25 protein-coding genes are annotated in these 25237 nt (G+C 71.6%); 14 read left to right on the top strand and 11 right to left on the bottom strand.

Translation table 11 applies throughout. The features are described 5' to 3' along the window. Positions 1 to 41: 41 nt before the first annotated feature. Positions 42 to 890, top strand: coding sequence for an ATP-grasp domain-containing protein (locus tag ACWEN6_RS09810; RefSeq protein WP_452569822.1), 849 nt, complete (start codon positions 42 to 44; stop codon positions 888 to 890). A 207-nt stretch (positions 891 to 1097) separates the two neighbouring features. On the opposite strand, the gene ACWEN6_RS09805 is transcribed toward ACWEN6_RS09810, so the two are convergent. Together ACWEN6_RS09805 and ACWEN6_RS09800 are read right to left on the bottom strand one after the other, a co-directional pair. Continuing rightward, positions 1098 to 1289, bottom strand: coding sequence for a DUF397 domain-containing protein (locus tag ACWEN6_RS09805; RefSeq protein WP_452569821.1), 192 nt, complete (start codon positions 1287 to 1289; stop codon positions 1098 to 1100). Then, entirely contained in the window at positions 1280 to 2101 is an 822-nt protein-coding gene (locus ACWEN6_RS09800) for a helix-turn-helix domain-containing protein (RefSeq protein WP_452569820.1), read from the bottom strand. Before ACWEN6_RS09800 ends, ACWEN6_RS09805 begins: the two co-directional genes overlap by 10 nt. Before the next feature lie 258 nt (positions 2102 to 2359). Here ACWEN6_RS09800 and ACWEN6_RS09795 point away from each other — a divergent pair, with 258 nt between their 5' ends. Continuing rightward, positions 2360 to 2758, top strand: coding sequence for an ATP-binding protein (locus ACWEN6_RS09795; protein WP_452569819.1), 399 nt, complete (start codon positions 2360 to 2362; stop codon positions 2756 to 2758). Between the two features lie 92 nt (positions 2759 to 2850). Here the strand turns inward: ACWEN6_RS09795 and ACWEN6_RS09790 are convergent, their stop codons facing one another. Then, on the bottom strand, positions 2851 to 5517 hold the full coding sequence (locus tag ACWEN6_RS09790; protein WP_452569818.1) for a M14 family zinc carboxypeptidase: 2667 nt from the start codon (positions 5515 to 5517) through the stop codon (positions 2851 to 2853). Between the two features lie 122 nt (positions 5518 to 5639). Then, complete coding sequence (locus ACWEN6_RS09785; RefSeq protein WP_452569817.1) at positions 5640 to 6545, bottom strand: alpha/beta fold hydrolase; 906 nt, start codon at positions 6543 to 6545, stop codon at positions 5640 to 5642. 156 nt (positions 6546 to 6701) lie between these two features. Between ACWEN6_RS09785 and ACWEN6_RS09780 the strand changes: the two genes are divergently transcribed. After that, on the top strand, positions 6702 to 7871 hold the full coding sequence (locus ACWEN6_RS09780; RefSeq protein WP_452569816.1) for a sensor histidine kinase: 1170 nt from the start codon (positions 6702 to 6704) through the stop codon (positions 7869 to 7871). Then, entirely contained in the window at positions 7868 to 8536 is a 669-nt protein-coding gene (locus tag ACWEN6_RS09775; RefSeq protein WP_452569815.1) for a response regulator, read from the top strand. Before ACWEN6_RS09780 ends, ACWEN6_RS09775 begins: the two co-directional genes overlap by 4 nt. Before the next feature lie 68 nt (positions 8537 to 8604). Here the strand turns inward: ACWEN6_RS09775 and ACWEN6_RS09770 are convergent, their stop codons facing one another. The 3 genes from ACWEN6_RS09770 to ACWEN6_RS09760 form a co-directional block, all read right to left on the bottom strand. Beyond that, on the bottom strand, positions 8605 to 9363 hold the full coding sequence (locus ACWEN6_RS09770; RefSeq protein ID WP_452569814.1) for an SDR family oxidoreductase: 759 nt from the start codon (positions 9361 to 9363) through the stop codon (positions 8605 to 8607). A 30-nt stretch (positions 9364 to 9393) separates the two neighbouring features. After that, complete coding sequence (locus ACWEN6_RS09765) at positions 9394 to 9846, bottom strand: flavin reductase family protein (RefSeq protein ID WP_452569813.1); 453 nt, start codon at positions 9844 to 9846, stop codon at positions 9394 to 9396. A gap of 661 nt (positions 9847 to 10507) precedes the next feature. Beyond that, positions 10508 to 10852: a hypothetical protein gene (locus ACWEN6_RS09760; protein WP_354835281.1), complete on the bottom strand. Its 345-nt coding sequence runs from the start codon at positions 10850 to 10852 to the stop codon at positions 10508 to 10510. Positions 10853 to 11000: 148 nt separating this feature from the next. On the opposite strand from ACWEN6_RS09760, the gene ACWEN6_RS09755 reads away from it, so the two are divergent. The 4 genes from ACWEN6_RS09755 (at position 11001) to ACWEN6_RS09740 (ending at position 14646) form a co-directional block, all read left to right on the top strand. Further along, entirely contained in the window at positions 11001 to 11750 is a 750-nt protein-coding gene (locus ACWEN6_RS09755) for a GntR family transcriptional regulator (RefSeq protein WP_354835279.1), read from the top strand. A gap of 199 nt (positions 11751 to 11949) precedes the next feature. Further along, on the top strand, positions 11950 to 12561 hold the full coding sequence (locus tag ACWEN6_RS09750; RefSeq protein ID WP_452569812.1) for a GNAT family N-acetyltransferase: 612 nt from the start codon (positions 11950 to 11952) through the stop codon (positions 12559 to 12561). A 152-nt stretch (positions 12562 to 12713) separates the two neighbouring features. After that, the gene (locus ACWEN6_RS09745) at positions 12714 to 13394 is read left to right on the top strand and encodes a copper homeostasis protein CutC (RefSeq protein WP_452569811.1); all 681 of its coding nucleotides are present in this window, start codon (positions 12714 to 12716) and stop codon (positions 13392 to 13394) included. 1 nt (position 13395) lies between these two features. Then, the gene (locus ACWEN6_RS09740) at positions 13396 to 14646 is read left to right on the top strand and encodes a DUF6986 family protein (RefSeq protein WP_452569810.1); all 1251 of its coding nucleotides are present in this window, start codon (positions 13396 to 13398) and stop codon (positions 14644 to 14646) included. Here ACWEN6_RS09740 and ACWEN6_RS09735 read toward each other — a convergent pair. Further along, the gene (locus ACWEN6_RS09735) at positions 14590 to 15912 is read right to left on the bottom strand and encodes an FAD-dependent oxidoreductase (RefSeq protein ID WP_452569809.1); all 1323 of its coding nucleotides are present in this window, start codon (positions 15910 to 15912) and stop codon (positions 14590 to 14592) included. The two genes, ACWEN6_RS09740 and ACWEN6_RS09735, sit on opposite strands and share 57 nt — an antisense overlap. A gap of 226 nt (positions 15913 to 16138) precedes the next feature. Between ACWEN6_RS09735 and ACWEN6_RS09730 the strand changes: the two genes are divergently transcribed. Next, positions 16139 to 17902: a proline--tRNA ligase gene (locus tag ACWEN6_RS09730; RefSeq protein WP_452569808.1), complete on the top strand. Its 1764-nt coding sequence runs from the start codon at positions 16139 to 16141 to the stop codon at positions 17900 to 17902. Between the two features lie 208 nt (positions 17903 to 18110). Here ACWEN6_RS09730 and ACWEN6_RS09725 read toward each other — a convergent pair whose 3' ends face one another. The 3 genes from ACWEN6_RS09725 to ACWEN6_RS09715 all read right to left on the bottom strand — a co-directional run bounded on the left by ACWEN6_RS09725 (position 18111) and on the right by ACWEN6_RS09715 (position 19370). Further along, positions 18111 to 18302 carry a DUF4236 domain-containing protein gene (locus tag ACWEN6_RS09725; RefSeq protein ID WP_354835267.1) on the bottom strand — a complete coding sequence of 64 codons (192 nt, stop codon included), beginning with the start codon at positions 18300 to 18302 and terminating at the stop codon, positions 18111 to 18113. Between the two features lie 79 nt (positions 18303 to 18381). Then, positions 18382 to 18858: a ferritin-like domain-containing protein gene (locus tag ACWEN6_RS09720; protein WP_354835265.1), complete on the bottom strand. Its 477-nt coding sequence runs from the start codon at positions 18856 to 18858 to the stop codon at positions 18382 to 18384. Next, positions 18855 to 19370 carry a hypothetical protein gene (locus ACWEN6_RS09715; RefSeq protein WP_452569807.1) on the bottom strand — a complete coding sequence of 172 codons (516 nt, stop codon included), beginning with the start codon at positions 19368 to 19370 and terminating at the stop codon, positions 18855 to 18857. The genes ACWEN6_RS09720 and ACWEN6_RS09715 overlap by 4 nt, the downstream gene beginning before the upstream one ends. 186 nt (positions 19371 to 19556) lie before the next feature. Here ACWEN6_RS09715 and rimP point away from each other — a divergent pair, with 186 nt between their 5' ends. From rimP to ACWEN6_RS09690, 5 genes are all read left to right on the top strand, one after another. Further along, on the top strand, positions 19557 to 20072 hold the full coding sequence (rimP, locus tag ACWEN6_RS09710) for a ribosome maturation factor RimP (protein WP_354835261.1): 516 nt from the start codon (positions 19557 to 19559) through the stop codon (positions 20070 to 20072). A 23-nt stretch (positions 20073 to 20095) separates the two neighbouring features. Further along, the gene (gene nusA, locus ACWEN6_RS09705; protein WP_354835259.1) at positions 20096 to 21097 is read left to right on the top strand and encodes a transcription termination factor NusA; all 1002 of its coding nucleotides are present in this window, start codon (positions 20096 to 20098) and stop codon (positions 21095 to 21097) included. Then, positions 21063 to 21374, top strand: a complete 312-nt coding sequence (locus tag ACWEN6_RS09700; protein ID WP_354915604.1) for a YlxR family protein — start codon at positions 21063 to 21065, stop codon at positions 21372 to 21374. Before nusA ends, ACWEN6_RS09700 begins: the two co-directional genes overlap by 35 nt. Before the next feature lie 151 nt (positions 21375 to 21525). Continuing rightward, positions 21526 to 24798: a translation initiation factor IF-2 gene (gene infB, locus ACWEN6_RS09695; RefSeq protein ID WP_452569806.1), complete on the top strand. Its 3273-nt coding sequence runs from the start codon at positions 21526 to 21528 to the stop codon at positions 24796 to 24798. A 90-nt stretch (positions 24799 to 24888) separates the two neighbouring features. After that, on the top strand, positions 24889 to 25188 hold the full coding sequence (locus ACWEN6_RS09690) for a DUF503 domain-containing protein (RefSeq protein WP_354835253.1): 300 nt from the start codon (positions 24889 to 24891) through the stop codon (positions 25186 to 25188). Positions 25189 to 25237: the final 49 nt, after the last annotated feature.

The following is a 25237-nucleotide window of genomic DNA, read 5'->3' as shown; positions in this document are numbered from 1 at the left end:
ATGCTCAAGCCCGGGATTCGTGAAGTATGGGATGGAGTGTCGTGAGATTCGCTTATGTCACGTATGACGGGCCGGATGACGACCGGGAGGTCCTGCTGGCCGCCTGGCGGCGGGCCGGCGCGGAGGGGGCCGCGGTCCGATGGGACGACCCGGCCGCCGACTGGGACTCCTTCGACGCCGCCGTCGTGCGCTCCCCCTGGGACTACATCCTGCGCCGGGACCAGTTCGTCGAGTGGGCCCACAAGGTGGAGAGCGGCACCCGGCTGTTCAACCCGGCCTCGGTGATCGAGCGGAACACCGACAAGACCTACCTGCGCGATCTCGACGTGCCCACCGTGCCGACGCACTGGATCCACCCGGGCGAGCAGGTGACGCTGCCCCGTCAGGCCGAGTACGCCGAGTACGCGGAAAACGCGGAAAACGCGGAGTATGTGGTCAAGCCGGCCATCTCCGCCGGAGCCCGCGACACGATGCGCACCGCCGACCGCGCCACGGCCGAGGCCCACGCCCGGGCGCTCGTCGCGGCCGGTCGCGTCGCGATGGTCCAGCCGTACCTGGACATGGTGGAGACCGAGGGCGAGACCTCCATGATCTACATCGGCGGCCGGTTCAGCCACGCCCGGCGCCGTAACGCGATGCTCGCGGACGTCGTGCCCGCCGACCACCGGGCCGTCCCCGTCCGCGACCCCGGCCCGGACCAGTTCGCCCTGGCCGAGCGGGTCCTCGCCGAAGTGGGCGAGGACCTGCTGTACGCGCGCGTCGACCTGGTCCGCCTCCCCGGCGGCGCCCCGGCGCTGATCGAACTCGAGCTCACCGAGCCCTACCTGTACCTCAGCACCACCCCCGGCGCCGCCGACCGCCTCACCACAGCCCTCCTGACCCGCCTCTGACCCATCCCAACACGCGACTCGAACGGCGCGAAGGCCGTGTTCTACTTCGAGCAAGGACCCGAGCCGTCCGGCAGATGGGCCTCGCCTTCGGCTCGGGCTGTTCTTCCCAGGGGGCTGCCGCCCCCCTCGCCCCCCGACCGGGAGGCGGGTTCCTCAGACGGGCGCTGTGCCGGTCGAGGCGGGGGTGGGCAGATGAGCGAAGGGGGATCAGGGAGTCGTCTTCAGGGAGGTGACGAAGGCGTGCCATTCCGTGTCGGTGCACGCGAGGGTGCCGCCACCGGAGTCCTTGGAGTCGCGAACCGCGACGACCCCGGGGAGATTGGTGGCCACCTCGACACACTGGCCCCCGTCGGGGCCTGATCGTCTTGACTTTCGCCACTTCGCTTCATTCAGGTCCATCGCTGGATCACGTCCTTGATGAGCTGCAGTGAAAGGTACTGGGCGTGAGCCTCTGCTCGTATGGCATCGTAGCGGGCGGCGACCCCGAGAATCGTTGTGCGATCGTCGATCACCTGACCTCGCGCAGATGACTCCACATACACGATATGGGACGCGCCTTGCAGCTCCGCGATCGTGAACGCGCTCAGCATTCCCGCTGTCGATTCTGCGCTGTAAGGGACGACCTGAATGATGACTTTGGGGTGCTGGGCGATTTCCAGGAGGTATTCCAACTGTGTGCGCATCACCGTCGATCCACCGAGCGGCCGGTGCAGGACGCTCTCGTCCATGATGCTCCAGACCGTCGGGGGATGTTCCTTCTCGAAGATCGCCTTCCTGCGTAGTCGGCTTCCGACGTGCTGATCACGTTGGTCCGGGGTGAGCCCGGGCTCGCCTTCGATCACCTTGCGCGCGTACTCCTCTACCTGGAACAGTCCGGGGATCAGAAGGGGATCCCAGCTTCGGAGAGCCGTGGCCTGCTGTTCCACGTCCATCCAATTCCGGAAGTGCTCGGGGACGGTTTCCCACCTGGCTATGGCGCAGAGGCGGGTGAGGACGCCGTCGAGACCGAGGGTCTCGTCGCAGAGATTGGCGAGACGCTTTCCCGGTGGACGCCGGGCGGTTTCGACCATGCCGACGACGCTCGTCGTATAGCCGATCCTGTGCGCCAGTTCCGCCTGTGTCAGCCCTGCCTCTAGGCGGTATCGCCGTAGTTCATAGGCGAACAGCGCCCGGGGGGACTCTTCTGGGTTGACCTCGACGGGTTTCGTCACCTTTTTACCCTCCGTTGCATGCATGGCCCGCCTCCGCACCTCGCCTTCGCCACCCCGCAAGTGAGGCGTCATTGAGAGGTGAATCCGCTGTCGCGGGCACTCCTTCGTCGGCCACTGTATGAAGCCGTCTCTTTACTATCCGTAGAAACGGTGAGGTGGGAAGGCATGTCGACCCCGCAACAACCTCGCAAATCGATGAGTGGTCCCGACCAGGTCGCGTCTTCGCGGGCGGACGGCTCGGTGGAGACCCTCCAGGGCGTGATCGACCTGGTCGGCGTTCCGGAGTCGGCCGGCCAGGCTCGGGCCTTCGTCAGGGAGGCGCTCGGGCGCGCTCATCCGGTCCTGGACGAGGTCGTCTTGCTTGTCTCCGAGCTGGTCACCAACAGCGTCACGCACTCGGACTCGCGCGGCGGCGGACCGGTGACGCTCGCCATCAGCGAGTGTGACGGCGCCGTCCATGTCGAGGTGGTCGACAGGGGATCGGAGCGGGAGCCGCGGGTTCGGGGTGGCCTTGAGGAGGAAGGCGGGCGAGGGCTCTTTCTGGTGGACGCCATCTCGGATCGGTGGGGGATGTACCGGGACGGCGGGGGGAGGGTCGTCTGGTTCGCGGTGAGGTTTCGGGACGCCGGGGCGTCAGAGGTGGGCGCTGAGGGGTGACGGGGGCTTCCCGGTGCCCGGCATGAGTGCGGCTCGCGCCTTGTGCTGTTTCGCGGGAGGCGCGAGCCGCGGTCGTCGGGCGGTGGGCGGGGTCAGGGGAGGACCACCGCGAGGGGGGTCACTCCGGCGGCGCGGAGCGCGGCCGGGAGCTTGGCGGCCCAGGGATGCTCGTCGAGGCCGAGGCCTTCGGGGTTGGGCACGACGAAGCGGAGCGAGCCGCCGGGTCCGGGGCGCTCGGTCCAGGTGGCGCCGAAGCCGGTCAGGGCGGCGGCGACCTTGGCCTTGTCGGCGGCGTTCACGGTGACGCGAATGGCCGACTCGCGGTCCGGAGCGGCCGCGGCCGTCACGGTCGGGTCTCCGGCGGCGGAGGTCCGATTCTGCGGGGCGGCGGTCCCGTCCTGCGGGGCAGTGGTGCGGTTCTGCGGGGTGGCGGTCCCGTCTTGCGGGGTGGCGGTGCGGTTCTGCGGGGTGGTGGTCGTGTTCTCGGGGGTGGCGGGCCTGTTGTCCAGGCCGGAGGTGCGGGGCCGGGGGAGGTCCGCGGTCAGGGCGTTGGTGATGAGGTGCGCGGTGCCGTCGGTGAAGGCGCGGAAGTTGGGCTCGGCGGCGACCAGGATCGCGTGGCCGCGGCCGACGGGCTCGTCCAGCGCGGCGGCGGTCCCGCCGAGTTCCTCGGCGCCGAGCTGGAAGCCGGACACGAACCAGTCCGCCGAGTCCGCCGCCGGGTAGGAGGCCACTACCTGGGCCGGGTCCGAGGCCCGCATCAGCGGGTCGTAGGAGTAGAACTGCCAGGCCGTGGAGCCGATGCCGGCGGCCAGCGGGCCCTTGGCGACCTGGACGCGGAACAGCGAGCCGGGGACGTCGGAGGTCGGCTCGGTGAAGGTCGCCGTGCTCACCCCCGCGAGGGACGCGAGCTGCGCGCCGCCACTCCAGCCGATGTACCGGCCGCCGCCGCTCACCCACGTCTTGAGCGCCGCACGCCCAGGCTCGCCGAGGGCGGTGTTCGCGGTGGCCGCGGGGCCGGCCGGGACGAGCAGCACGTCCAGGCCGGCCAGCTTGCCGGACGCGACGTCCGCCGGCGTCAGCTTGGTGTAGGGGAGCTTCCACTCGCGGTCCAGCCGGTGGCGCAGCCAGCCGAGGGACTCCACCGTGGTGCCCGAGGTGGCGGACAGCTCCAGCACGCCGACCTTGGGCCGCTTGACGGGAGCCGGGGGCGAGACCACGTCGGGGACGCGCTCGGCCGGGGAGGCGGGCGGCGACAGGACGCTGCCGGAGGAGCCGCCGGAGACGTTCGCCAGCAGCGGCAGGCTCCAGGCGGTCACGTCGTAGAAGTAGGGGAACGGGGTGTAGCCGTCCTCGCCGAGCATCGCCTGGATCCAGTGCTTCTGGCCCTGGGCCATGGGGATCCAGTACGTGCCCTTGGGCAGGGTGGCGCGGGCCGGCGGGCGGCCGTACTCCTTGTAGTCGGAGACGGTGATCTGCTTGGCGAGCTTGTAGACCTTGACGTCCATGCGCTGCAGCCGGCGCACGACCGACTCGACCGCGGCCTTCTTGGCGGGGTCGCCGGCGCGCAGGAAGTAGTGGCGGACCGGCCGGTCGGGCACCTGGCTGATCACCTCGTGGCCGGGGTTGTACACCTGATTGGGCTCCAGCCTTCCGGCCAGGCCCTCCTTGAGCGCGTCGGTGTACATGCCGTGCCAGGTGGTGAGGATGCTCTCCTTGTGCGAGGCCGCGGCCGACAGCGACACCCACTGGGTGAGGTACTGCTCGAAGGCGCGGGTGGCGATGGGGGAGTCGCCGCCCTTCTCGTAGGTCATGCCGGCCGCGTTGAAGCCGGTGGTCGGGACGGTGTCGCCGTAACCCATGTAGAACAGGTCGTAGACGTCCCGGTTGGTGAAGGGCAGGCCGCGCCGGGTGAACTCGTCGATCATCGCCTGGCCGTACAGGTTGCTGATCCAGTCGTAGGCCGGCTCGGCGATTTCGTGGTAGATCGGGTCGGCGTTCGGCGGGAAGAAGTACGCCGTGCCGTCCTGCTCGTGGGCGTCGATGTAGAGCTGCGGCGGGTACCTGCGCAGCAGTTCCAGCTTGCCGTCGGTCTCCGGCTGGGTGCGGGCGAACCAGTCGCGGTTCATGTCGAAGCCGTAGGCGTTGCGCCGCTTGCGGGCCTCGCGCCCGTCGGGGTTCTGGATGGGCAGGATGACGACGGTGGCGTTGTCCAGGATGTGCCTGGCCGCGCAGTCGTCGCGGTCGGACAGGTCGTACAGCGTCTTCAGCGCCGCGTCGGCGCCGCTCTCCTCGTCGCCGTGGACGTTGCCGGTGACCCACAGGACGGCGGTGGCGCGCTTGGCGAGCAGCTTGGCCAGAGCGGAAGGCGTGAGCGGATCGCGCAGCGCCTTGATGGCCAGTTCGGTCGCGGTGAGCCCGGCCTTGGTGACGTTCGCGGGCTTGCCGACGATCGCGTACTTCAGCGGCCGGCCTTGGGCGGTGGTGGCCAGGGTGCCGGAGACGACGCGGTCGCTGGCCCGCGCGATCGCCTCAAGGAGCGTGTCGGACTCGGCGGAGGTGACCTCGCGCTCGCCGAGGTCGAAGCCGAGCACGCTCTTGGGGGTGGGGACCTTGTTCGAGTAGACAGGTGCGGTCTGGGTGGGATCGCACGTGCTGGACGCCTGCGTAGGGGTGGGATCCGCGAGCGCGGCCCCGGCGGGGAGGACGAGCGCGACGGTCACTGCGACCGGCGCGACCACCTTGAGACGCGTGAGCATGTGATCACCGTGTCATCGACATATATCCATGACAAGAGTGATTTTTAAGGTTTACGTTACGTCTGAGCCGATTGCCGATTACCGTCCGGATATGTCGCAGGGCTCTCCGCCGGCGGGCGTGCTCAGGTCAGGACCGCGTGAAGTTTCCCGGCGAACTCCCGGGGGCGCCAGATGTAGCCGGTGTGGTCGCCGGGAAATGGCGTCGCCTCGGCGCCGAGTCGATCGGCGAGGGTCAGGACGATCCGGGTCGCGATCTCGGCCTGGTACCGGCCCACTCCTAGCACCAGGCCGGGGAGCTTCAGGCGGAGGGCGGCGAGGCCGGGCCGGTACCGGATGAACGGGAGCATCTCGTGGGCCAGCAGGAATTCCAGGTTGCCCTGGATCCGGGCGCCGAAATCCGGGTCGGCGGGATAGTCGCCGTCCGCCGCCGGATCCTCCTTTCCTGGATCTATGGCGATGAACTGGCGAAATGCCTCTTGTGCTCCCCTTGAGCGGTACGTCTGGTAGACGGCCTCGTACTTGGCCTGCTGCGCCGCGGCGTCGGCGAGCACGGCCGGCACCGGCGGCTCGTGCGCGACCACCGTGCCGAGGCGGTTTCTGTAGCGGGTGGCGAGTTCGAGCGCGACGATGGCGCCTCCGCTGCTGCCGAACACGTGCGGCGGCGTGTCGATCAGCGTCTTGAGCAGCAGGGCGGCGTCGTCGGCCTGCTGGTCGAGTCGCAGGTCGGCCGGCGGCCCGTCCAGGTGGCTCCTGGAGTTCCCGCGCCGGTCGTAGGTGATGACCGTGTAGTGTTCGGCCAGTTCGGGGGCTATGGCGGCGAAGGAGCCGGCGTCGGTCCCGCCGCCATGGATCATCAGCAGGGGTGGCCCGGAGCCTCGCGTCTCGTAGTACAGCCGTGCTCCCGGTACTTTCAGGTACCCCGTGCGGGCCTTCGGCCGAGGTCTCGTCGTGCTTCGCCCGCACGCGCCGAGCAATATCGCTCCAGTGGCCGCGGCGGATCCCAGCAGCAGTTTCCGTCTGTCGAGCATGAGCCGATTCCAGCGCGGCGCGGACCGCCGGCGACAGCGCGTGAAGAAGGGATTCGCGACCGCTGGAACGTCCCGAAGGGGGTGCTGTATGCGACTTAAGTATGGTTTTTGCTCGGTCTCGGTCGTCGGCTGAACGGCGTTGGCTAGGGTCTCGCCATGGGGCGTGAGCGGGTTGCGGACATCGTCGTGGTGGTCGTGGCCGGCGTCGTCTCGCTGTCGGGAACGGTGACCCAGGTCCCGGTTCTCCGCGAGCCGTATGACCTGTGCGTCTTCTGCCTGCTGGTGGCGAGCGCGCTATCGCTCTGGTTCCGCCGCCGGGCACCGGTGGCGGTCGCCTGGCTCATGGCGCTGCTCGCGGTCATCCTGGTGGCGGCGGTGCGGGTGTGGCCGGGGCTCACGCCGGGAACCCGCCTGGAACCGGAGATCACACTGATTCCGGCGGCCGTCCCCTTCGCCGCGTACGCCGCGGCGGTCTTCGCCCGCAACCCTCGCCTGGCCTGGCCGCCGCTGGTCCTGGTGGCCGCCATCGCGTTTGTGGGCGCGCCGCCCTCGTCCCGCGCGGTCGCCGTCGCCGGCATGGTCCTGATCCTGGTCGGCGCGCCCGTCGTCCTGGGCAGATACGTCGTGGCGCGAGCCGAACGCGCCAGGCGCGGCCACCACCTGCGTGCCGAGCAGGCCCGCAGGCAGGAGCGGCTGCGGCTGGCGGCGGAGATACACGACGTCGTCAGTCATCGGGTGAGTGTCATGGTGCTGCAGGCCGGAGCGTTGCAGCTGACCGCGTCCGACGAGGCGTCCAGGCAGGCGGCGGGACAACTTCGCACGACCGGGTGCCAGACCCTCGGCGAACTGCGTGACCTGGTCGGGCTGCTCAACGCCGCCGGCCCCTCGGACGCGGCGAGCACGGGGCCGCTCGAACCGATGCCCGACCTGTCCGGGCTGGTCGAGTCGGCGCGGTCGATCGGGACGGTCGTCGAGGTGGACGGCGCGGAAGGCCCGTGCCTGCTGCCGCCCGTGGTCGGCCGTACCGCGTATCGAGTCGTTCAGGAGGCCTTGACGAACGTGTACAAGCACGCACCGGGAGCGCGGGTGCGGCTGCAGGTCCGGCATCTCCCCGCCGGCGTCCGGGTGAGCGTCCGCAGCACCGCACCGACCAGAGCGGGCGATGCGGTGCTGGCGTCGGCCGGTGCCGGTGCCGGGCTGCTCGGCCTGCGACGGCGCATCGAACTGATCAACGGTACGCTGCGCGCCGAAGCGTGCGCCGACGGCGGCTATCGGGTCGAGGCGGACCTGCCCTCGGTCCTCCCGGCGGCGGGGGAGGGCCCGTGATCCGCCTCCTTCTGGTCGACGACGACCCGCTGGTCTGCGCGCACCTGCGGACGATCCTCGACACCTCCGGCGAGGTGGAGATCGTCGGCGAGGCGTACGACGGCGCCGAGGCGCTGGACGCCGTCACCAGGTACCGTCCCGATGTCGTCCTGATGGACCTGCGGATGCCGGGCGTCGACGGCATCACCGCCATCCGTCACATCGCCGCGCTGCGTGAGCCGCCGATCGTGGTCGCGCTCACCACCTTCGACACCGACCACCACGTTCTTCGAGCCCTGCAGGCGGGGGCGGCCGGCTTCCTGCTCAAGTCCACCCCGCCTCAGGACCTCATCGGGCTGGTCCGGGTGGCGGCCGGCGGCCACACCGTGCTGTCCGACGCCACGACGCGGAGGCTGCTGAACGCCGCGGCCGGCCGCCAGGCGAGCCAGGACGGCAGGCTCACACTGATCGGGGCCCTGACCGGGAGGGAGCGGGAGGTCTTCGACCGCCTCGGCGAGGGTCTGTCCAATGCCGAGATCGCCCGCCGGCTGCACCTGTCCGAGGCCACGGTCAAGGGGCACGTGTCGCGCATCCTGGTCAAGCTGGACTGCCCCAACAGGACCCGGGCCGGACTGCTCGCGCAGCATGCCATGCTCGGCCATGCCACGGCGCCGGCAGTGCCTTGAGCCCGCGGACGATGCCCGACGCCGACTCGAGATGGCCGAGGTCCGGGTGGGAGGACACCACGCGCGGGTCAGACGGTGGAGATGCCGCCGTCTACGGGGATCACGGCGCCGGTCAGGTAGGCGCCCGCGCGGGAGGCCAGGAAGATCGCCGCTCCGGCCATGTCGTCCGGGCGTCCGATGCGCCCGAGCGGCACCTGGGACTCGACGGCGGCGCGCATCCCCGGATCGTCCAGCGCGAAGGCCATCATCTTGGACTCGAACGGCCCGGGTGCGATGGCGTTGACGGTGATCGACTCGCCGGCGAGCCGGTGCGCCAGGTGGCGGGTCAGCATGTGGACGCCCGCCTTGGCCGCCGAGTAGGCGTAGTTCTCGACGCCCGGCGCGCGAAGGCCGTCCACGGACCCGATGTTGATCACGCGGGCCGGGTCGTCGGCGGTCGCGGAGGCGCGCAGCAAGGGCAGGAAGCGCTGGGTCAGGTAGAACACGCCCTTGACGTTGATGCCCCAGAGCTTGTCGAAGGCGTGCTCGGGATACTCCTCCAGCGGAGCGCCCCAGGTGGCGCCGGCGTTGTTCACCAGCACGTCCAGCCGGCTCTCGCGCTCGGACACGGCCGAGACGAGCGTCTCGATGCCCTGCGGCGTCGACAGGTCGGCGGGGACGGCGGCGCAGCCGAGTTCGGCGGCCGTCTCGTGCAGCTCGGCGGCCTTGCGTGAGGAGAGGTAGACGGTGGCGCCGGCCGCCGCGAAACCGGCGGCGATCATCTTGCCGATGCCCCGCGAGCCGCCCGTGACCACGACGGTCTTGCCGTCCACCGAGAACAGAGTCATGCCCCCCGATGATGCCGTACAGCGGCTCGGTCAGGCGTTGAAGCGGCCGTAGTCGCCGCGGAAGAACAGCAGGGGGCCATGGTCGGCGTGCGCGTCCAGCGCCAGCACGCGGGCCACGACGATGATGTGGTCGCCCGCCGGGTGCTCGGACTCGATCGCGCAGTCGAGCCAGGCCAGCGCGCCCTCGAACAGCGGGCCGCCTCCCGGCGACGGCCTCCACGACAGGCCGGTGAACTTGTCGGAGACCCTGGCGGCGAGCCGCCTGCTCACGTGCTCCTGCCGCTCGGACAGGACGTTCACGCAGAGGGTGGGCGCGGCCTTCATGCGCGGCCAGGTCGTGCTGGCGGTCGAGACGCAGAAGGACACGAGCGGCGGATCCAGCGACACCGAGGTGAAGGAGTTCACCGCCAGGCCGCGGGGTGCGCCGTCGGCCGGGTCGATCGCCGTCACCGCCACCACGCCGGTGGCGAACCTGCCGAGCACGTTCCTGAAGTGCCGGGGGTCGGACGCGTCGCCTCCCGGGGACGACGTGCCGGGCGCCGGCGCGTGTCCGTTATCGGGGTGCGGTCGGTGTCCGTTATCGGGGGGCGCACCGTGTCCGTTATCAGGGGTCTGAGAGCGTCGGTCGCCCGCCCCCGAGGCGTGCCCGTCGGCCCCGGCGGAGTGGCGCCCGGCGGCCGGAGCGGGCGGCCCGCTCCGGCCGGAGACGTCCGGCCCGGGCGAGTCGGCGGCCCGCACGTGAGGGAGAGGGGGAAGGGGAGGCGGAGCGCTCTGCCTGTCGATCAACGCCCGGTCCCTCCTGGAAGGCTGCCCCGCGCGGCCGGGCGGGTCGGTCCGCCCGGCGAGGGTGCCGCGATTCAGCATGCAACCTCAACCGTGGTTCAGGTCAAGACCGCGACGTGTGACGGCGGCCACGTCCGCGTCACGAGGAACCGGGGAGGGCCGGGCGCGGGACGGAGAGCCGCCGTGACGGGGGGGCGGGGAGCGCCGTGAAGGGGCGGGGAACGGCCTTGACGGGGGGAGGGCCGTGGCCGACGGTGATAGCGGAAGGCGTGTCCTGGCGGGCGTGGGGGACCCGCCAGGACACGTTCCGCCCCGGCGCGACTTCCAGGACCCCGGCGAGGGTTGGGGTCCTGGCCGTCGTTTACCGCACGGAGTCTGTGGGCGGCCGGTCGCCGGAGTCGTGGGCCCGGGAATCCTCGGGCTCCTCCTCGACCGGCCGGCGGAGATGGCGCTTGACGAGCTGCGCGGCTCCGACGGGGTCATCGGACGGATGGGTGACCGTGAGGCCGTCCTCGTTCCACACGAACGACCCGCTGCGGCACCACACGGTCAAACCGGTGGTCACCGACAGCACCGACATCCCGTTCGCGCTGCTCTGGTAGGTGTGGGTGAACCCCTCCCGGTGCAGCGCGTAGCGCAGTAGACGCGTCGCCTCGCGGGGATCGTGCCAGGGCAGATATGGCGTGCCCGCCCGGACTGCCAGCACAGGCCCTCACCCCTCGCCGCCTCTTTGATGGATTTGTACCAACGTTTGGATAATGCGGTGTGGAGACGCTTGGGTCAAGGGGTTGTTTGCCGTCAGATCGAGATCGTCTAAATTCGTAGGTACAAAAGGACGCAACCGTAGGTGAGATTTGGCACGGTCGACGCTGTACCAGCAGGTGGCCGGCGAGCTACGCAGGGCGATTTACTCCGGCGAGCTCGGGCCGGGCGCCCAGCTGCCGACGGAGATGGACCTCATGGACAGCCATGAGGTCAGTCGCAACACGGTACGGCTCGCCCTGGCCGAGCTGGAGAACGAGGGTCTGATCACCCGGATGCGCCGGCGCGGCAGCTTCGTTCGCGACCGCCGCGCGCTTCTCATGCGTCCCCAGGCCGAGCTCAACACCCCGCCGGGCGTGCTGCGCCGGGAGGCGTTCGCCGAGGCGGTCACCAAGGAGGGCCGCAAGCCCGGCCAGGAGATCGAGGTCTCGATCGTGGAGCCGCCCGAGGAGATCGCCGCGAGGCTGGAGCTGGAGGAGCACGCGCTCGCGGTGGTGCGGCGGCGGCTGCGCTATGTCGACGACCAGCCCTACAACACCAACGACTCCTACTTCCCGCACACGCTGGTGCGCGATTCCGAGATCGCCCGTCCGGCGGACATCACGCGTGGGGCCAACCGCGTGCTGGAGGAACTGGGTCACCGCCAGGTCCGCGTCGTGGACGACATCTCGGCTCGTATGCCGACTCCTGAGGAATCCGCCCGCCTGCAACTCGAACCTGGTACCCCTGTTGTCGTATATGTCCGAGTTGGCTACGACCGTGAGGGCACCCCGGTCCGGGTCGCCTTGTCGGTACTGCCCGCCGACAAGCATCTGATCAGGTACGAGCTCGCACTGAGCTGACCTCGCGCGCGCCGTCTCGCTTCGCGACGCGGCCGCGCCGTCCTGCCGCCGGCGCGGGCCGGGGCCGCCATCGCGGCCCTTGACGCCCACAGGCCCGGCGGCTGACGCCGTTCACTCCGGCCTTGACTGATAGGGCCGCGCCCCCGGTCGAGCACGTTCGGTGTTCGAGGCGCTACACACGGCGACGAAAGGACGAGTCATGTACTCCCACACCCTCCAGCAGGCCGGTTCCCTCACGCTGCGTAATGCCACCCCCGAAGACCTGCCCGGCGTCCTCGCGCTACTGGCGGAGACGGCGGGCTGGCTGCACACCCGGGGCATCCGCCAGTGGCCGGCCGACGGCTTCCCGGCCGCGCGCATCGAGCCGCTGATCGCCGAGGGGACCATGTACGTGCTGGACGACGAGGACGCCCGCCAGGAGGGAGAGATCCGCGTCCCCGCCGCCACGATGGCCCTGGACGACCACGCCGACCCGGAGTTCTGGCGGCGCGCCGACCACCCCGAATCGGGCCTGTACGTCCACAAGCTGGCCGTCAAGCGGGCCTTCGCCGGGTCCGGCCTCGGCGGGACGCTGCTCGACTGGGCGGCTCTGCGCGTGGCGGCGACCGGCCGGCGATGGCTGCGGCTCGACTGCTCCAAGAACAACCCGGGCCTTCAGGGGTACTACCGCAAGCTCGGGTTCCGGCACGTCCGCACGGTGGACCTCCCGCACCGCGCCTCGGGTGCGCTGTTCCAGCGGGCCGCCGACCTGGCGTCCCCGGCGCTGCCGCACGCGCGGCGCCGCAGGTCCGCGCATGTGGCGACCCACTGAACCGCCTGCCCGGCGGCACTTTCCGGCGGTGGACCGGATCATGGTGCCCCCGGAACAGATCATGATGTAGCCGGCCTACCCCGGATCATTGGCCGGCTTGCGGGTGGTAGCGGTCCATCTATGGACAAGAGGGTCCGATAACCTCAGGACCCATGACCGGATCGCTGCTCGAGGTGATCGCGCTGAACGTGCGCGACGCCGTGGCCGCAGAGGACGGCGGCGCGGACCGCCTGGAGATCGTGGCCGACATGTCCGTCGGCGGGCTCACCCCCGCCCCGGAGACCGTGGCGGCGATCGCCAAGAAGTCCGCGCTGCCGCAGATGGTGATGCTCCGCTCCAACGCCGGCTACGGCGCCACCCCCGAGGAGCTGGAGGGCCTGGAGCGCGACGCGCGCGTCCTGGCCGACGCCGGAGCGGCGGGGTTCGTCTTCGGCTTCCTCGACGAGGAGGGGAAGGTGGACCTCGCGGCCACCGAGGCGCTGATCCAGGCCGTCACGCCGCTGCCCTGGACCTTCCACCGGGCCGTGGACAACGCGGCCGACGTGCAGGCGGGCTGGCGCGCCGTGCGGCTGCTGCCCAACCTCGCCACCGTGCTCACCTCCGGCGACCCCTCGGGCATCGCCGCGGGGCTGCCGGTGCTGCGGTCGCGCGCCGAGGCGGGCGACGCGCCGATCATCCTGGCCGGCGGCGGGCTCCGGCCCCACCTGGTCCCTCCGCTTCTCGACTACGGCGTGCGCGCCTTCCACATCGGCAGCGCCGCGCGCTCGTCCTGGTCCGACCCGGTCGACGCCGAGCGCGTCCGGCGCTGGCGCGACCTGGTGGACACGATCTGAGGTGCGCCTGACCCTGGGCGGCCACGACGTGCCGGGCGCGGACGCCGCCCTGGCCGAGCAGTCGCGGCGCTACCCCGCGACCGGCGGCGCCTGGCAGCCGGTGCACACCGTGTACGTGCCCGCCGACCGCTTCGGCGCGGGGACCGTGCAGGCGTGGGGCGAGGAGGCCCTGAGCCTGCTGGAGCGCCACCTGCCCGGCGGCGCGGCCCTGCCGGCGCTCTTCGGGCCCGTCGCGGCGGAGACGGCCGATGACGTCCGCGGCCGGGTGGCCCGCAAGCTCGCCCGCGAGCCCGTCGAGGACCTGCGGATCGACTTCGAGGACGGGTACGGGACGCGCCCGGCGGCCGAGGAGGACGAGCACGCCGTCCGGGCCGCCGAGGCGGTCGCCGCCATGCACGCCGCCGGTACGCTGCCGCGCCGCTGGGGGCTGCGGGTCAAGTCGTTCGCCGACGGGGACCCGGCCCGCAGCCTGCGCACCCTCGACGGCTTCCTCACCGAGGTCGCCGCCCGGGCCGGCGGGCTGCCGCCCGGTTTCACCATCACCTTCCCCAAGGTCCTCATGGAGGCCTACCTCGGGCGGTTCGCCGGATGCCTGGCCTCTCTGGAGGAGGGACTGGGGCTCGCGTCCGGCACGCTGCGCTTCGAGATGCAGGTGGAGGCGCCGCAGACCGTGCTCTTCCTCGCCCGCTCGCCCGACCTGGTGCCGTCTTTGGGCGGGCGCCTGGCCGCGGCGCACTTCGGGGTGTTCGACTACACCGCCGCCTGCGGGCTCCCGCCCGCCGAGCAGCGCCTTGACCATCCGGTCTGCGACCACGCCCGAGAGGTGATGCGCGTCGCGCTCGCCGGCACCGGGGTTGAGCTGTCGGACGGCTCGCTGGCCGCCTCACCCGCCTCCGGCTCGACGCGGGATGTGCACGCGCTGTGGCGGGCGCACGCCGGCATGGTGCGCCACTCGCTGCGCCACGGGTTCTACCAGGGCTGGGACATGCACCCCTCGCACCTGGTCAGCCGGTACGCCACCGTGTACGCCTTCCACCTGGCGACCCGCGACGCCTACGCCGGGCGCGTCCGCGCCTGGGAGGAGCGGCGCGACGCCGGCGGCGGCGTGATGGACGAACCCGCGACCGTCAGGACCCTGGCCGCCGCCCTCCGCCGCGCCGGCCACGCCCTTGGGGCCCCCGTCGCGGAAGGCGGATCAGGGTTCGGGGGTGGAGGGGGTGAAGGCGGCGAGCATGGCGGGGCGGCCTACTAGCTTGACGTGTTCGCCGCGGCCCAGGGACAGGGCCAGGGCCGCCTCGGCGGCCTCGATGGCCAGCCAGTTCGCGTAGGTCACCGGACGCACCCCGCGCGCGGCCAGCATGTCCTCCAGCCGGGAGCCCGGCTCGGGCCGCTCAGGGCGCGCGGCGAGGTCGGCCAGCAAGGTGCGCACGGTCTCGGCGGCGTCGGACTTGTTGGTGCCGATGACGCCGGTCGGCCCGCGCTTGAGCCAGCCCGCGACGTACTGCCCCTCGCCGACCCGCCCGGCCGTGTTGGGCACGGTCATCGTCGCGGTGTCGAACGGCACCCCCGGCAGCGGGACGCTCTGGTAGCCCACCGAGCGCAGCACCATGCCGGCCGGGATGGTCTCGTACTCGCCGGTGCCCACGACCCGGCCCTCCGAAAGGCGCGTGCGCTCCAGCCGCAGCGCCTCGACCCTGCCGGCGCCGAGGATCTCCACCGGGCGCAGCCAGAACCGCACGTCCAGCCGGCGGGGCCGGCCGGACGGGGTCCGCGACGACCAGGACCTCAGGACCTCCACGTTGCCCCGGATCTGCCGCGAAAGCTCGCCCAGTTCGCCCGACCCGGCCTCGTCCGGACGGACGAGCACGTCGCAGTTGGCCAGCTCGCCGAGCTCGCGAAGCTCCTTGAGGGTGAACTTGGCGTGCTCGGGACCCCGTCTGCCGATCATGTGGATGGTCGTCACCTGGCTCTTGGCCAGCCGGTCGAGGACCTCCTGCGGCACGTCGGTGGAGCGCAGTTCGTCGGCCGTCTTGGCCAGGATGCGCACCACGTCGACCGCCACGTTGCCGACCCCGATGACCGCCACCTCGGCGCTGTCGAGGGAGAAGGCGTCGGGCGGCACGTCGGGGTGACCGCAGTACCAGTTGACGAAGTCGGTGGCGGCCACGCTGCCGGGGAGGTCCTCGCCGGCGATGCCGAGGTGCCGGTCGACCATCGCGCCCGTGCAGTAGACCACCGCGTCATAGCAGGCGGCGAGATCGTCGACCGTGACGTCGGAGCCCAGCTCCACACCGCCGAAGAAGCGCACCGACGGCAGCTCCAGCACTTTGCGCAGGTAGCCGGCGATCGACTTGATCGAGGTGTGGTCGGGGGCGACGCCGTACCTCACCAGCCCGTACGGGGTGGGCAGGCGGTCCAGGACGTCGATCTCGACGGGCTCGCCCGCCTGCTTGGTCAGGGCCTCGGCCGTGTAGATACCGGCGGGACCCGATCCGACGATCGCCACGCGCAGCGACATGCGGCCTCCTTAGCGGGACCCTGCCGGCCCCGCGACGTCTTGCGCCGATTCTCGCCCAGGCGGGTCCTCCCGACCAGACTCGCACGCCGAGGGCGGTCGCAATAATCCGGTCGGGCCACCCGGCGACGGCGGCGGGGGCCACCGGGCGAGCGGCGTAAATCGGCCGGCGGTCCCGCGGGACTCGATAGCCTGTATACCTGTCAACCACCGCGACCGAGGAGTAGCCGTGCTGCTGCGTATGTCCACCCTGTTCCTGCGCACCCTGCGTGAGGATCCGGCGGACGCGGAAGTGCCGAGCCACAAGCTGCTCGTCCGCGCCGGCTACGTCCGCCGCGTCGCCCCGGGCATCTACTCGTGGCTGCCCCTCGGCAAGATCGTCATGGAGAACGTCGCCCGCGTCGTGCGCGAGGAGATGAACGCCATCGGCGGCCAGGAGGTCCTGTTCCCCGCGCTGCTGCCCCGTGAGTACTACGAGGCGACCGGCCGCTGGACCGAGTACGGCGACACGCTGTTCCGGCTGAAGGACCGCAAGGGCGCCGACTACCTGCTCGGCCCCACCCACGAAGAGATGTTCACCGACATGGTCAAGGGGGAGTACTCCTCCTATAAGGACTATCCGGTCATCCTCTACCAAGTTCAGACCAAGTACCGCGACGAGGCCCGGCCCCGGGCCGGCATCCTGCGCGGGCGCGAGTTCGTCATGAAGGACTCCTACTCCTTCGACCTCGCCGACGACGGCCTCAAGCGCTCCTACGAGCTGCACCGCGAGGCCTACATCAAGATGTTCGACCGGCTCGGCATCCACTACAAGATCTGCTTCGCGATGTCCGGCGCGATGGGCGGCTCGGCCTCCGAGGAGTTCCTCGCGCCCACCCCCACCGGCGAAGACACCTTCGTGGCCTGCCACAACTGCGGGTACGCCGCCAACGCCGAGGCCTTCACCACCCCCGCGCCCCCGGCCGTGACCGCCGAGCACCCCGCCATGGAGGTGCTGGACACCCCCGACACCCCGACCATCGACTCGCTGGTCTCCTTCGTCAACGAGCGCTACGGCCTCGGTGTCGGCGCCGCCGACACCCTGAAGAACGTCGTGGTCAAGGTGCGCACCCCCGGGTCCGGCGAAGCCGAGACGCTGGTCATCGGCGTGCCCGGCGACCGCGAGGTCGACTTCAAGCGGCTGGAGGCCTCGCTGTCGCCCGGCGTCCCCGAGATCTTCGAGGCCGCCGACTTCGCCAAGCACCCCGGCCTCGTGCGCGGCTACATCGGCCCGCAGGTCCTCAAGGGGCTCGGCATCCGCTACCTGGTCGACCCCCGGGTCGTGGCGGGCTCGTCCTGGGTCACCGGCGCCAACGAGCAGGGCCGGCACGCCGCCCACGTCGTCGCGGGCCGCGACTTCGAGCCCGACGGCATCATCGAGGCCGCCGAGGTGCGCGCAGGCGACTCCTGCCCCCGCTGCGCCCACCCGCTGTCCATCGACCGCGGCATCGAGATCGGCCACATCTTCCAGCTCGGCCGCAAGTACGCCGACGCCGCCGGCCTGGACGCCCTCGGCCCCGACGGCAAGCCCATCCGCATCACCATGGGCTCCTACGGAGTGGGCGTCTCGCGTGCCGTCGCGGTGCTCGCCGAGCAGAAGCACGACGAGCTCGGCCTGGTCTGGCCGCGCGAGATCGCGCCCGCCGACGTCCACATCGTCGGCACCGGCAAGGACAACCAGGTCGAGGTGGCGCTCGCGCTCGCCGAGGAGCTGGAGGGCAAGGGGCTGCGCGTCCTGGTCGACGACCGCCCCTCGGTCTCCCCGGGCGTGAAGTTCAAGGACGCCGAGCTGCTGGGCGTCCCCACCATCCTGATCATCGGCCGCGGGCTGGCCCAGGGGGTCGTGGAGCTGCGCGACCGCGCCTCGGGGACCAAGCAGGAGATCCCCCTGCCCGAGGCCGTCGGCCGGGTGCTGGCCGCGGCCGCCGAGCCGGAGCCCGCCCAGGGCGCCTGACCCGCGGCCCGGGCCGCCCGCGCCGCCTCGCGCGGCGCCCGCGCGCTCCGGGCGGCCGGCATGGAGATCCGGCCGGCATGGAAAGCCGGCATGGAAAAGGGCCCGCCGCCTCTCGGCCCGAGGCGGCGAGCCCCTACACGCACCGCGTCAGAGTCGAACTGCACGGCGCGCGGCTCGTGGACGCCGGGCCACCGGCCCGGCGACCGGTCTAACTACGGCTGCCGCCGAGCGTCTTGCGCCAGTGGAAGCCGCCCGGCAGGTTCACGGTGATGGTGCGCCGCCCGTCGGCGGTCTTGGTGACACGGAAGCCTCGTCCGCCATAGCTGTGTCCGACACCGCTGCGCGACAGGTTGAGCCTGAACGGCCCCATCTTGATCGACTTACGGTAACTCCAGCCCATGTGTCCCTCCGTGCGTTGCGATGGATCAGCAACTACCCCGCGCACCGATCGCAAACGTGGAGGTATGGGAGAAAGTGCCTTACTGGTCGAGGGAAACGGGCGGCGAGCCGGTCGCCCGTCCCGCCGGAGAAGGGGCCGGCGCGGGCGCCGGGTGCCCCGGCAACGCGGCGATCACCGGCTGCCAGCCGTAGCCCCGTACGGCGCACTCTTGCATGGCCTGCGCGGCCAGCCGCCGCAGCGACAGATCGCCGACCGCGACCAGCTCCAGATAGGCCGCCGTCACGCGGTCTTCGACCAGCGCGGCCAGCCGGGCGGCCTCGCGCGGGGCGGTCACCGGGAACGGCAGCTCATAGGCGGGGCCGGCCTCCGAGGGCGTGCCGCCCCTGGCCGCGATCAGGCCGCGGATCTGGTCGCGCCTGGCCCGGTGGGCGTTGAAGCCCGCCGTCGCCGTGGTGCGCTGGTCGCCGGAGGAGCGCGCGCCGACGACGCCGTAGGCGTAGACGGCCGCGTGCTCGGCGGCCAGCACCTTGTTCAGCTCGCTGAGGGCGTCGGTCACCTCGGCCTCGCCAGGGCCGCCGCGTGCGCGGCCTCGCACGCGCCGATGGAGGCGAGCAACTGGGCCAGCGGGGCGGAGACCGTGCGGACCTGCCGGAGGCGGGCGGCCGCCGCCTTGCCCTCCATCTGCCTCAGCGTGCCGATGGAGACCGCCGCCGCCGAAGGAGAGCCGCCCGCCGAGGCCGACGGCGTGGGCGTGCCCGCCGGAGGCGATGCCGGGGCGGGCAGGCGGCGCCGCAGCTCGGCCAGGTGGGCCTCATGGCGCTGCTGGAACGGCTGGAGCCTCGCGGCGGTCTTGGCGTTCGCGCGGGCCGCCTGCCGGTAGAGGGCGACCATCTGCTCCTTGTCGGCGATGACGCCGGTGAGCAGCACCGTCTCGGCATCGGGCGGCCGCGGCGTGGGCGCGGCGCCCGGCGCCGGCCCGCCGCCGGAGCATCCGGCCACGGAGGCGGCGACCGCCGCGGCCGCGGTGCCGCGCAGCACCACGCGCCGGGTCAGGGCACGCTGACGCACGGTGCGGCCTCCTTGTGAATGACGGCTTTTCCTGGCTTGGCACATAGCATCGTACGGCGCGTCGCCCGGTGGGTAACCGAGTGACGCTCTTTCCGTGCCCCGGTGTCGATAGGCTGGTGAACCGTTGGGCGAGGTACGCATTCGGCCGTCCCTTGAGACGGCCGTTGAAACAACTGGGAGGTCAGCATGGGCGCAGACGCTCGACGTGACCGCCTGATCAAGCTTCTTGAACCCGTCGCGGCCTCCGAGGGCCTCGATCTTGAAGATGTCATCGTCACCCCGGCGGGCAAGCGGCGCCTCCTGCGCGTCATCGTGGACGGCGACGACGGCGTCAGCCTCGACAAGGTCGCCGACATCAGCCAGATGGTGTCGCAGGCACTCGACGACAGCGACGTGATGGGCGGCAGCCCGTACGTGCTGGAGGTCTCCTCGCCCGGGGTCGACCGCCCGCTCACCGAGCCGCGCCACTGGCGCCGCGCCAAGGGCAGGCTGGTGAAGGCCGACCTGCGTGACGGCACCTCGCTGGAGGGCCGCGTCCTGGCCGTCGGCGACACCGGCGTCGAGCTGTCGGTGGGGGAGGCCTCACGCCCGCTGGCGTGGGAAGAGCTGGCCAAGGGGCGGGTGCAGGTTGAGTTCCGCCGGCTCGACGACGAGACGGATGATGAAGACGACGCCGGCGACGACGACGGCGATGAGGGCTAGGGGGGAGCCTTGTGGACATTGACATGAGCGTCCTGCGCAGCCTGGAGCGGGAGAAGGACATTTCCTTCGACCTGGTCGTCAAGGCCATCGAGGACGCGCTTCTGATCGCGTACTTCCGCACCGAGGGAGCGGCGGCCAAGGCTCGCGCCGAGCTCGACCGCACCTCCGGGCACGTGACCATCTTGGCGGCCGAGCTCGACGACGAGGGCCAGATCGCCAGGGAGTACGACGACACCCCCGGCAACTTCAGCCGCATCGCCGCGACCACGGCCAAGCAGGTCATCCTGCAGCAGCTCAGGGACGCCGAGGACGAGATCAACTTCGGCGAGTTCGCCAGCCGCGAGGGCGAGCTGGTCGCCGGGGTCATCCAGCAGGGTAAGGACCCCCGGGTGGTGCTGGTCGACCTGGGCAAGATCGAGGCGATCCTGCCGCACAACGAGCAGGTCCCCGGCGAGGACTACGTGCACGGCGAGCGCCTGCGCTGCTATGTGGTGCAGGTGAAGAAGGGCCACAAGGGCCCCTCGGTCACGCTGTCGCGCACGCACCCGAACCTGGTGAAGAAGCTCTTCGCGCTGGAGGTGCCCGAGATCGCCGACGGCACCGTGGAGATCGCCGCCATCGCCCGCGAGGCCGGCCACCGCACCAAGATCGCGGTCCGCTCGCGCCGGGGCGGGGTCAACGCCAAGGGCGCCTGCATCGGCCCGATGGGGTCACGGGTGCGCAACGTCATGACCGAGCTGCACGGCGAGAAGATCGACATCATCGACTGGTCGGACGATCCTGCCGACTTCGTCGGGAATGCCCTGTCGCCGGCGCGGGTTTCACATGTCGAGGTGATCGATCTCGATGGTCGCGTCGCCCGGGTGACCGTGCCCGACTACCAGCTCTCGCTCGCGATCGGCAAAGAGGGGCAGAACGCCCGGCTGGCCGCTCGCCTCACCGGGTGGCGCATCGACATCCGGCCCGATACCCAGGCGCCCGCCGCAGGGGATGCCGTCGGCCCCGCCGATGCCTCCACAAGGTAAGCTTGAGTACGGTGGCCGGGCGGCCCCCCTAAGAACGTGTGTGGGCTGCCGGGTTCGCACGGTAAAGTCCGAGCTGCTCCGCCTGGTGGTGGTCGGGAGTGAGATCATTCCCGACCAGCGAGGACGGCTTCAGGGCCGAGGTGCATATCTGCACCGGGCGCTGAGCTGCCTGGAGCTCGCCGAACGTCGCCGGGCGTTTCCGCGTTCGTTCCGAGTCGCGGAGTCGCTTGACGCGGCGTGTCTGCGCGCTCACCTGGCAGGGCTTGACGCCGAGTAGGACCGGGTGAATGGTTACCAACTGTCATGTAGGACGCCGAGTCGATGGGCGGGTCAGATAGCGATGAGCGCCTGATGAGCATGCGGCGATGAGTACGTCTAGGTAGCGACGGTCCGGCGGCACAGCCTCCCGGGCCGAGTTAGGGAGTGCAGTGGCGAAGGTCCGAGTCTACGAGCTCGCCAAGGAGTTCGGAGTAGAGAGCAAGGTCGTGATGGCCAAGCTCCAAGAAATGGGCGAGTTCGTGCGATCGGCGTCTTCAACGATAGAAGCGCCGGTGGTCCGCAAGCTTACGGAGGCCCTGAAGGGGTCCTCCGATTCCAGGGGCGGCGACAGGTCGTCCAGGGCGCCGAAGGCGTCCCCCCGGCCGGCTCCGAGCCAGGCCGGCAACGGCGCGCCCGCGCCGGGTCAGGGTGTTCCGCGGCCGGGCCCCAGCCCGCGTCCCGGCCCTGGTCCGCGTCCGGGTCCGGCGAACGTCGCGCCGCGCCCGCCAGTTCCGATGCCCCACGTGAACCAGCCTCCGCAGGAGGCCCCCCGCCCGGCCGCGCCGCGTCCCGAGGCCGCTCGCACCGAGGCTCCGCGCCCGGCTGCGCCGCGTCCTGAGGCCGCTCGCGCCGAGGCTCCCCGCACCGAGGCGCCCCGCACCGAGGCCCCCCGCACCGAGGCCCCCCGGTTCGAGGCCCCGCGTTCCGACGCCCGTCCGGCCTCGCCCGGTGGGCGCCCGGGTCCCGGCCCGAAGCCCGGCCCCCGTCCGGGCCCGGCCGCTCCGCGTTCCGGCGCCCCGGCGGCGTCCGGTGGCGGTGCTCCGAGCGCTCCGAGCGCTCCCGGCGCTCCGGCGGGTCCGCGATCCGGCGCGCCCGGCTCCGGCGCTCCGCGTCCGGGCGGCCCGAAGCCGGGTCCGCGCGGCCCGCGTCCGGGCAACAACCCGTTCTCCTCGACCGCGAGCGGCATGGGCCAGCGCCCGCCGCGTCCGGGCCGTGAGGGCGGTGGCCCTCCCGGCCGCGACGGCGCTCCCCGTGAGGGCGGTCCCCGCGAGCCGCGCCGAGATGGCGCCGGTCCGCGCGAGCCGCGCCGCGAGGGTCCCCGCGACGGCGCGATGCCGCGTCCGCCGGGCGCGCGTTCCGGCCCGCCCGGAGCGGCGGGTCCGCGTCCGGGTCCCGGCGCCGGCGGGCCGCGTCCCGGTCCCGGTGCGGGCGGTCCCCGTCCCGGTGGGCCGCGTCCGAACCCGATGATGATGCCTTCGCGCCCGTCCGGCCCCGGCCAGGGCGGTGGCGGCGGTGGCGGTGGCCGTCCCGGTGGCGGCGGCGGTCGTCCCGGTGGCGGCGGTGGCCGTCCCGGCGGTGGCGGTGGCGGTGGCGCCGGTCGTCCTGGTGGCGGCGGCTTCAGCGGCCCCCGCACGGGCACCGGCGGTCGTCCCGGCGGTGGCGCCGGCGCGGGTGCCGGTGGCGGTGGCGGTTTCGCCGGTCGTCCCGGTGGCGGCGGTGCCCGCGGCCGCGGCGGCACGGCGGGAGCCTTCGGGCGTCCCGGCGGCCGTCCGACGCGCGGACGCAAGTCCAAGCGCCAGAGGCGTCAAGAGTTCGACAACATGCAGGCCCCGTCGATCGGCGGCGTGCAGGTCCCCCGCGGCACCGGCCAGACCCTGCGCCTGCCGCGCGGAGCCTCGCTGTCCGACTTCGCCGACAAGATCGGTGCGAACCCCGCCTCGCTGGTGCAGATCATGCTGCACCTCGGCGAGATGGTGACCGCCACCCAGTCGGTGAACGAGGAGACCCTGCAGCTTCTCGGCGCCGAGCTCAACTACGCCATCCAGGTCGTCAGCCCGGAGGAGGAGGACCGCGAGCTTCTCGAGGCCTTCGACATCGAGTTCGGCGAGGACGAGGGCGACGAGAGCGACCTCGCGGCACGCCCGCCGGTCGTGACCGTCATGGGTCACGTCGACCACGGTAAGACCAAGCTGCTGGACGCCATCCGCAACACCAACGTGGTGGCCCGTGAGGCCGGTGGCATCACGCAGCACATCGGCGCCTACCAGGTCGCGACCGAGCACGAAGGCCAGGAGCGCAAGATCACCTTCATCGACACCCCGGGTCACGAGGCGTTCACCGCCATGCGTGCCCGTGGTGCGCAGGCGACCGACATCGCCGTGCTGGTGGTCGCCGCCGACGACGGTGTGAAGCCGCAGACCATCGAGGCCCTCAACCACGCCCACGCGGCGGAGGTGCCGATCGTGGTCGCGGTCAACAAGATCGACAAGGAGGGCGCCGACCCGACGAAGGTCCGCGCCCAGCTCACCGAGTACGGTCTGGTGGCCGAGGAGTACGGCGGCTCGACGATGTTCGTCGACATCAGCGCCAAGCAGGGCCTCGGCATCGACGACCTGCTCGAGGCGATCCTGCTGACCGCCGACGCCGAGCTCGACCTTCGGGCCAACCCGACGATGGACGCCCAGGGCATCGCGATCGAGGCCCACCTGGACAAGGGCCGCGGCCCCGTGGCGACCGTGCTCGTGCAGCGCGGCACCCTGCGGGTCGGCGACTCCATCGTCTGTGGCGAGGCCTTCGGCCGCGTCCGGGCGATGCTGGACGACAGCGGCGAGCAGGTCACCGAGGCCGACCCGTCGCGTCCGGTCCTGGTGCTGGGCCTGACGGCCGTGCCGAGCGCCGGTGACAACTTCATCGTCGTCACCGACGACCGCATGGCCCGCCAGATCGCCCAGCAGCGGGCGGCCCGGCAGCGCATCGCCGACATGGCGAGGTCCAGCCGTCGCCGCACCCTCGAAGAGCTGTTCAGCGACCTGGAGAAGGGCAAGGTCGACGAGCTCAAGCTCATCATCAAGGGTGACGTCTCCGGTTCCGTGGAGGCCCTGGAGGACGCGCTGCTCAAGATCGATGTCGGCGACGAGGTGCGCCTGCGGGTGCTCCACCGTGCGGTCGGCGCGATCACCGAGTACGACGTCAACCTGGCGATCGCGGACGACAACGCCGTCATCATCGGCTTCAACGTGCGACCCGAGGTCCGGGCGCGCGACCTGGCCGAGCGCGAGGGCGTCGACATCCGCTACTACTCGGTCATCTACCAGGCGATCGAGGAGATCGAGGCGGCCCTGAAGGGCATGCTCAAGCCGGAGTTCGAGGAGGCCCAGACGGGCACCGCCGAAGTCCGCGAGGTCTTCAAGGTCCCGAAGATCGGCAACGTGGCGGGCTGTCTGGTCCGCTCGGGCACGATCACCCGCAACAGCAAGGCGCGCATCATCCGCGACGGCGTCGTCGTGGCCGACAACCTCACCGTCTCGTCGCTCCGCCGCTTCAAGGACGACTCGACCGAGGTCCGCGAGGGCTTCGAGTGTGGTATCGGTCTCGGCTACAACGACATCAAGATCGACGACGTCATCGAGACGTTCGAGATGCGGGAGAAGCCGCGCGCCTGACGGCGGTGACGGACACGACGGAGGGTGTCCGTGGGTCTCGGCCCGCGGACACCCCCGGCGTTCCATCGCCCCGCACCCGCGGCGACAGCCATGTACATAGGTGCTCTGACCCTGGACATCCTGCTCGGCGACGTGCACTCGCTCAAGCAGAAGCGCTCAGTGGTGCGTCCTTTGATCGCCGAGGTGCGCCGCCGGTTCCCGGCGGTCGCGGTGGCCGAGACCGGCCATCTCGACCTGCACCGGCGCACCGAGATCGGCGTCGCCGTGGTGTCGGCGACGGCCGGCAACTGCGGTGAGGTGCTCGACGCCTGCGAGCGGCTGGTGGCGTTCCATCCGGAGATCGAGCTGCTGTCCGCCAAGCGGCGGCTGTTCAACGAGGACGAAGATTAGGGGCCCGCGGGAAGTCTCCATTCCCGCGGGCCGTTAAGCGATTAAAGCG

The organism is Sphaerisporangium sp. NPDC004334, assembly GCF_053602655.1.
This window is presented reverse-complemented; position numbering and strand designations above follow the sequence as displayed.

Bases quoted from the DNA above. Each gene is read 5' to 3' on its own strand.
- ACWEN6_RS09805 (WP_452569821.1), bottom strand. From the start codon at position 1,289: ATGGACCTGAATGAAGCGAAGTGGCGAAAGTCAAGACGATCAGGCCCC.
- ACWEN6_RS09790 (WP_452569818.1), bottom strand. From the start codon at position 5,517: ATGCTCACGCGTCTCAAGGTGGTCGCGCCGGTCGCAGTGACCGTCGCG.
- ACWEN6_RS09785 (WP_452569817.1), bottom strand. From the start codon at position 6,545: ATGCTCGACAGACGGAAACTGCTGCTGGGATCCGCCGCGGCCACTGGA.
- ACWEN6_RS09780 (WP_452569816.1), top strand. From the start codon at position 6,702: ATGGGGCGTGAGCGGGTTGCGGACATCGTCGTGGTGGTCGTGGCCGGC.
- ACWEN6_RS09770 (WP_452569814.1), bottom strand. From the start codon at position 9,363: ATGACTCTGTTCTCGGTGGACGGCAAGACCGTCGTGGTCACGGGCGGC.
- ACWEN6_RS09750 (WP_452569812.1), top strand. From the start codon at position 11,950: ATGTACTCCCACACCCTCCAGCAGGCCGGTTCCCTCACGCTGCGTAAT.
- ACWEN6_RS09745 (WP_452569811.1), top strand. From the start codon at position 12,714: ATGACCGGATCGCTGCTCGAGGTGATCGCGCTGAACGTGCGCGACGCC.
- ACWEN6_RS09735 (WP_452569809.1), bottom strand. From the start codon at position 15,912: ATGTCGCTGCGCGTGGCGATCGTCGGATCGGGTCCCGCCGGTATCTAC.
- ACWEN6_RS09725 (WP_354835267.1), bottom strand. From the start codon at position 18,302: ATGGGCTGGAGTTACCGTAAGTCGATCAAGATGGGGCCGTTCAGGCTC.
- rimP (WP_354835261.1), top strand. From the start codon at position 19,557: ATGGGCGCAGACGCTCGACGTGACCGCCTGATCAAGCTTCTTGAACCC.
- nusA (WP_354835259.1), top strand. From the start codon at position 20,096: ATGAGCGTCCTGCGCAGCCTGGAGCGGGAGAAGGACATTTCCTTCGAC.
- ACWEN6_RS09700 (WP_354915604.1), top strand. From the start codon at position 21,063: ATGCCGTCGGCCCCGCCGATGCCTCCACAAGGTAAGCTTGAGTACGGT.
- ACWEN6_RS09690 (WP_354835253.1), top strand. From the start codon at position 24,889: ATGTACATAGGTGCTCTGACCCTGGACATCCTGCTCGGCGACGTGCAC.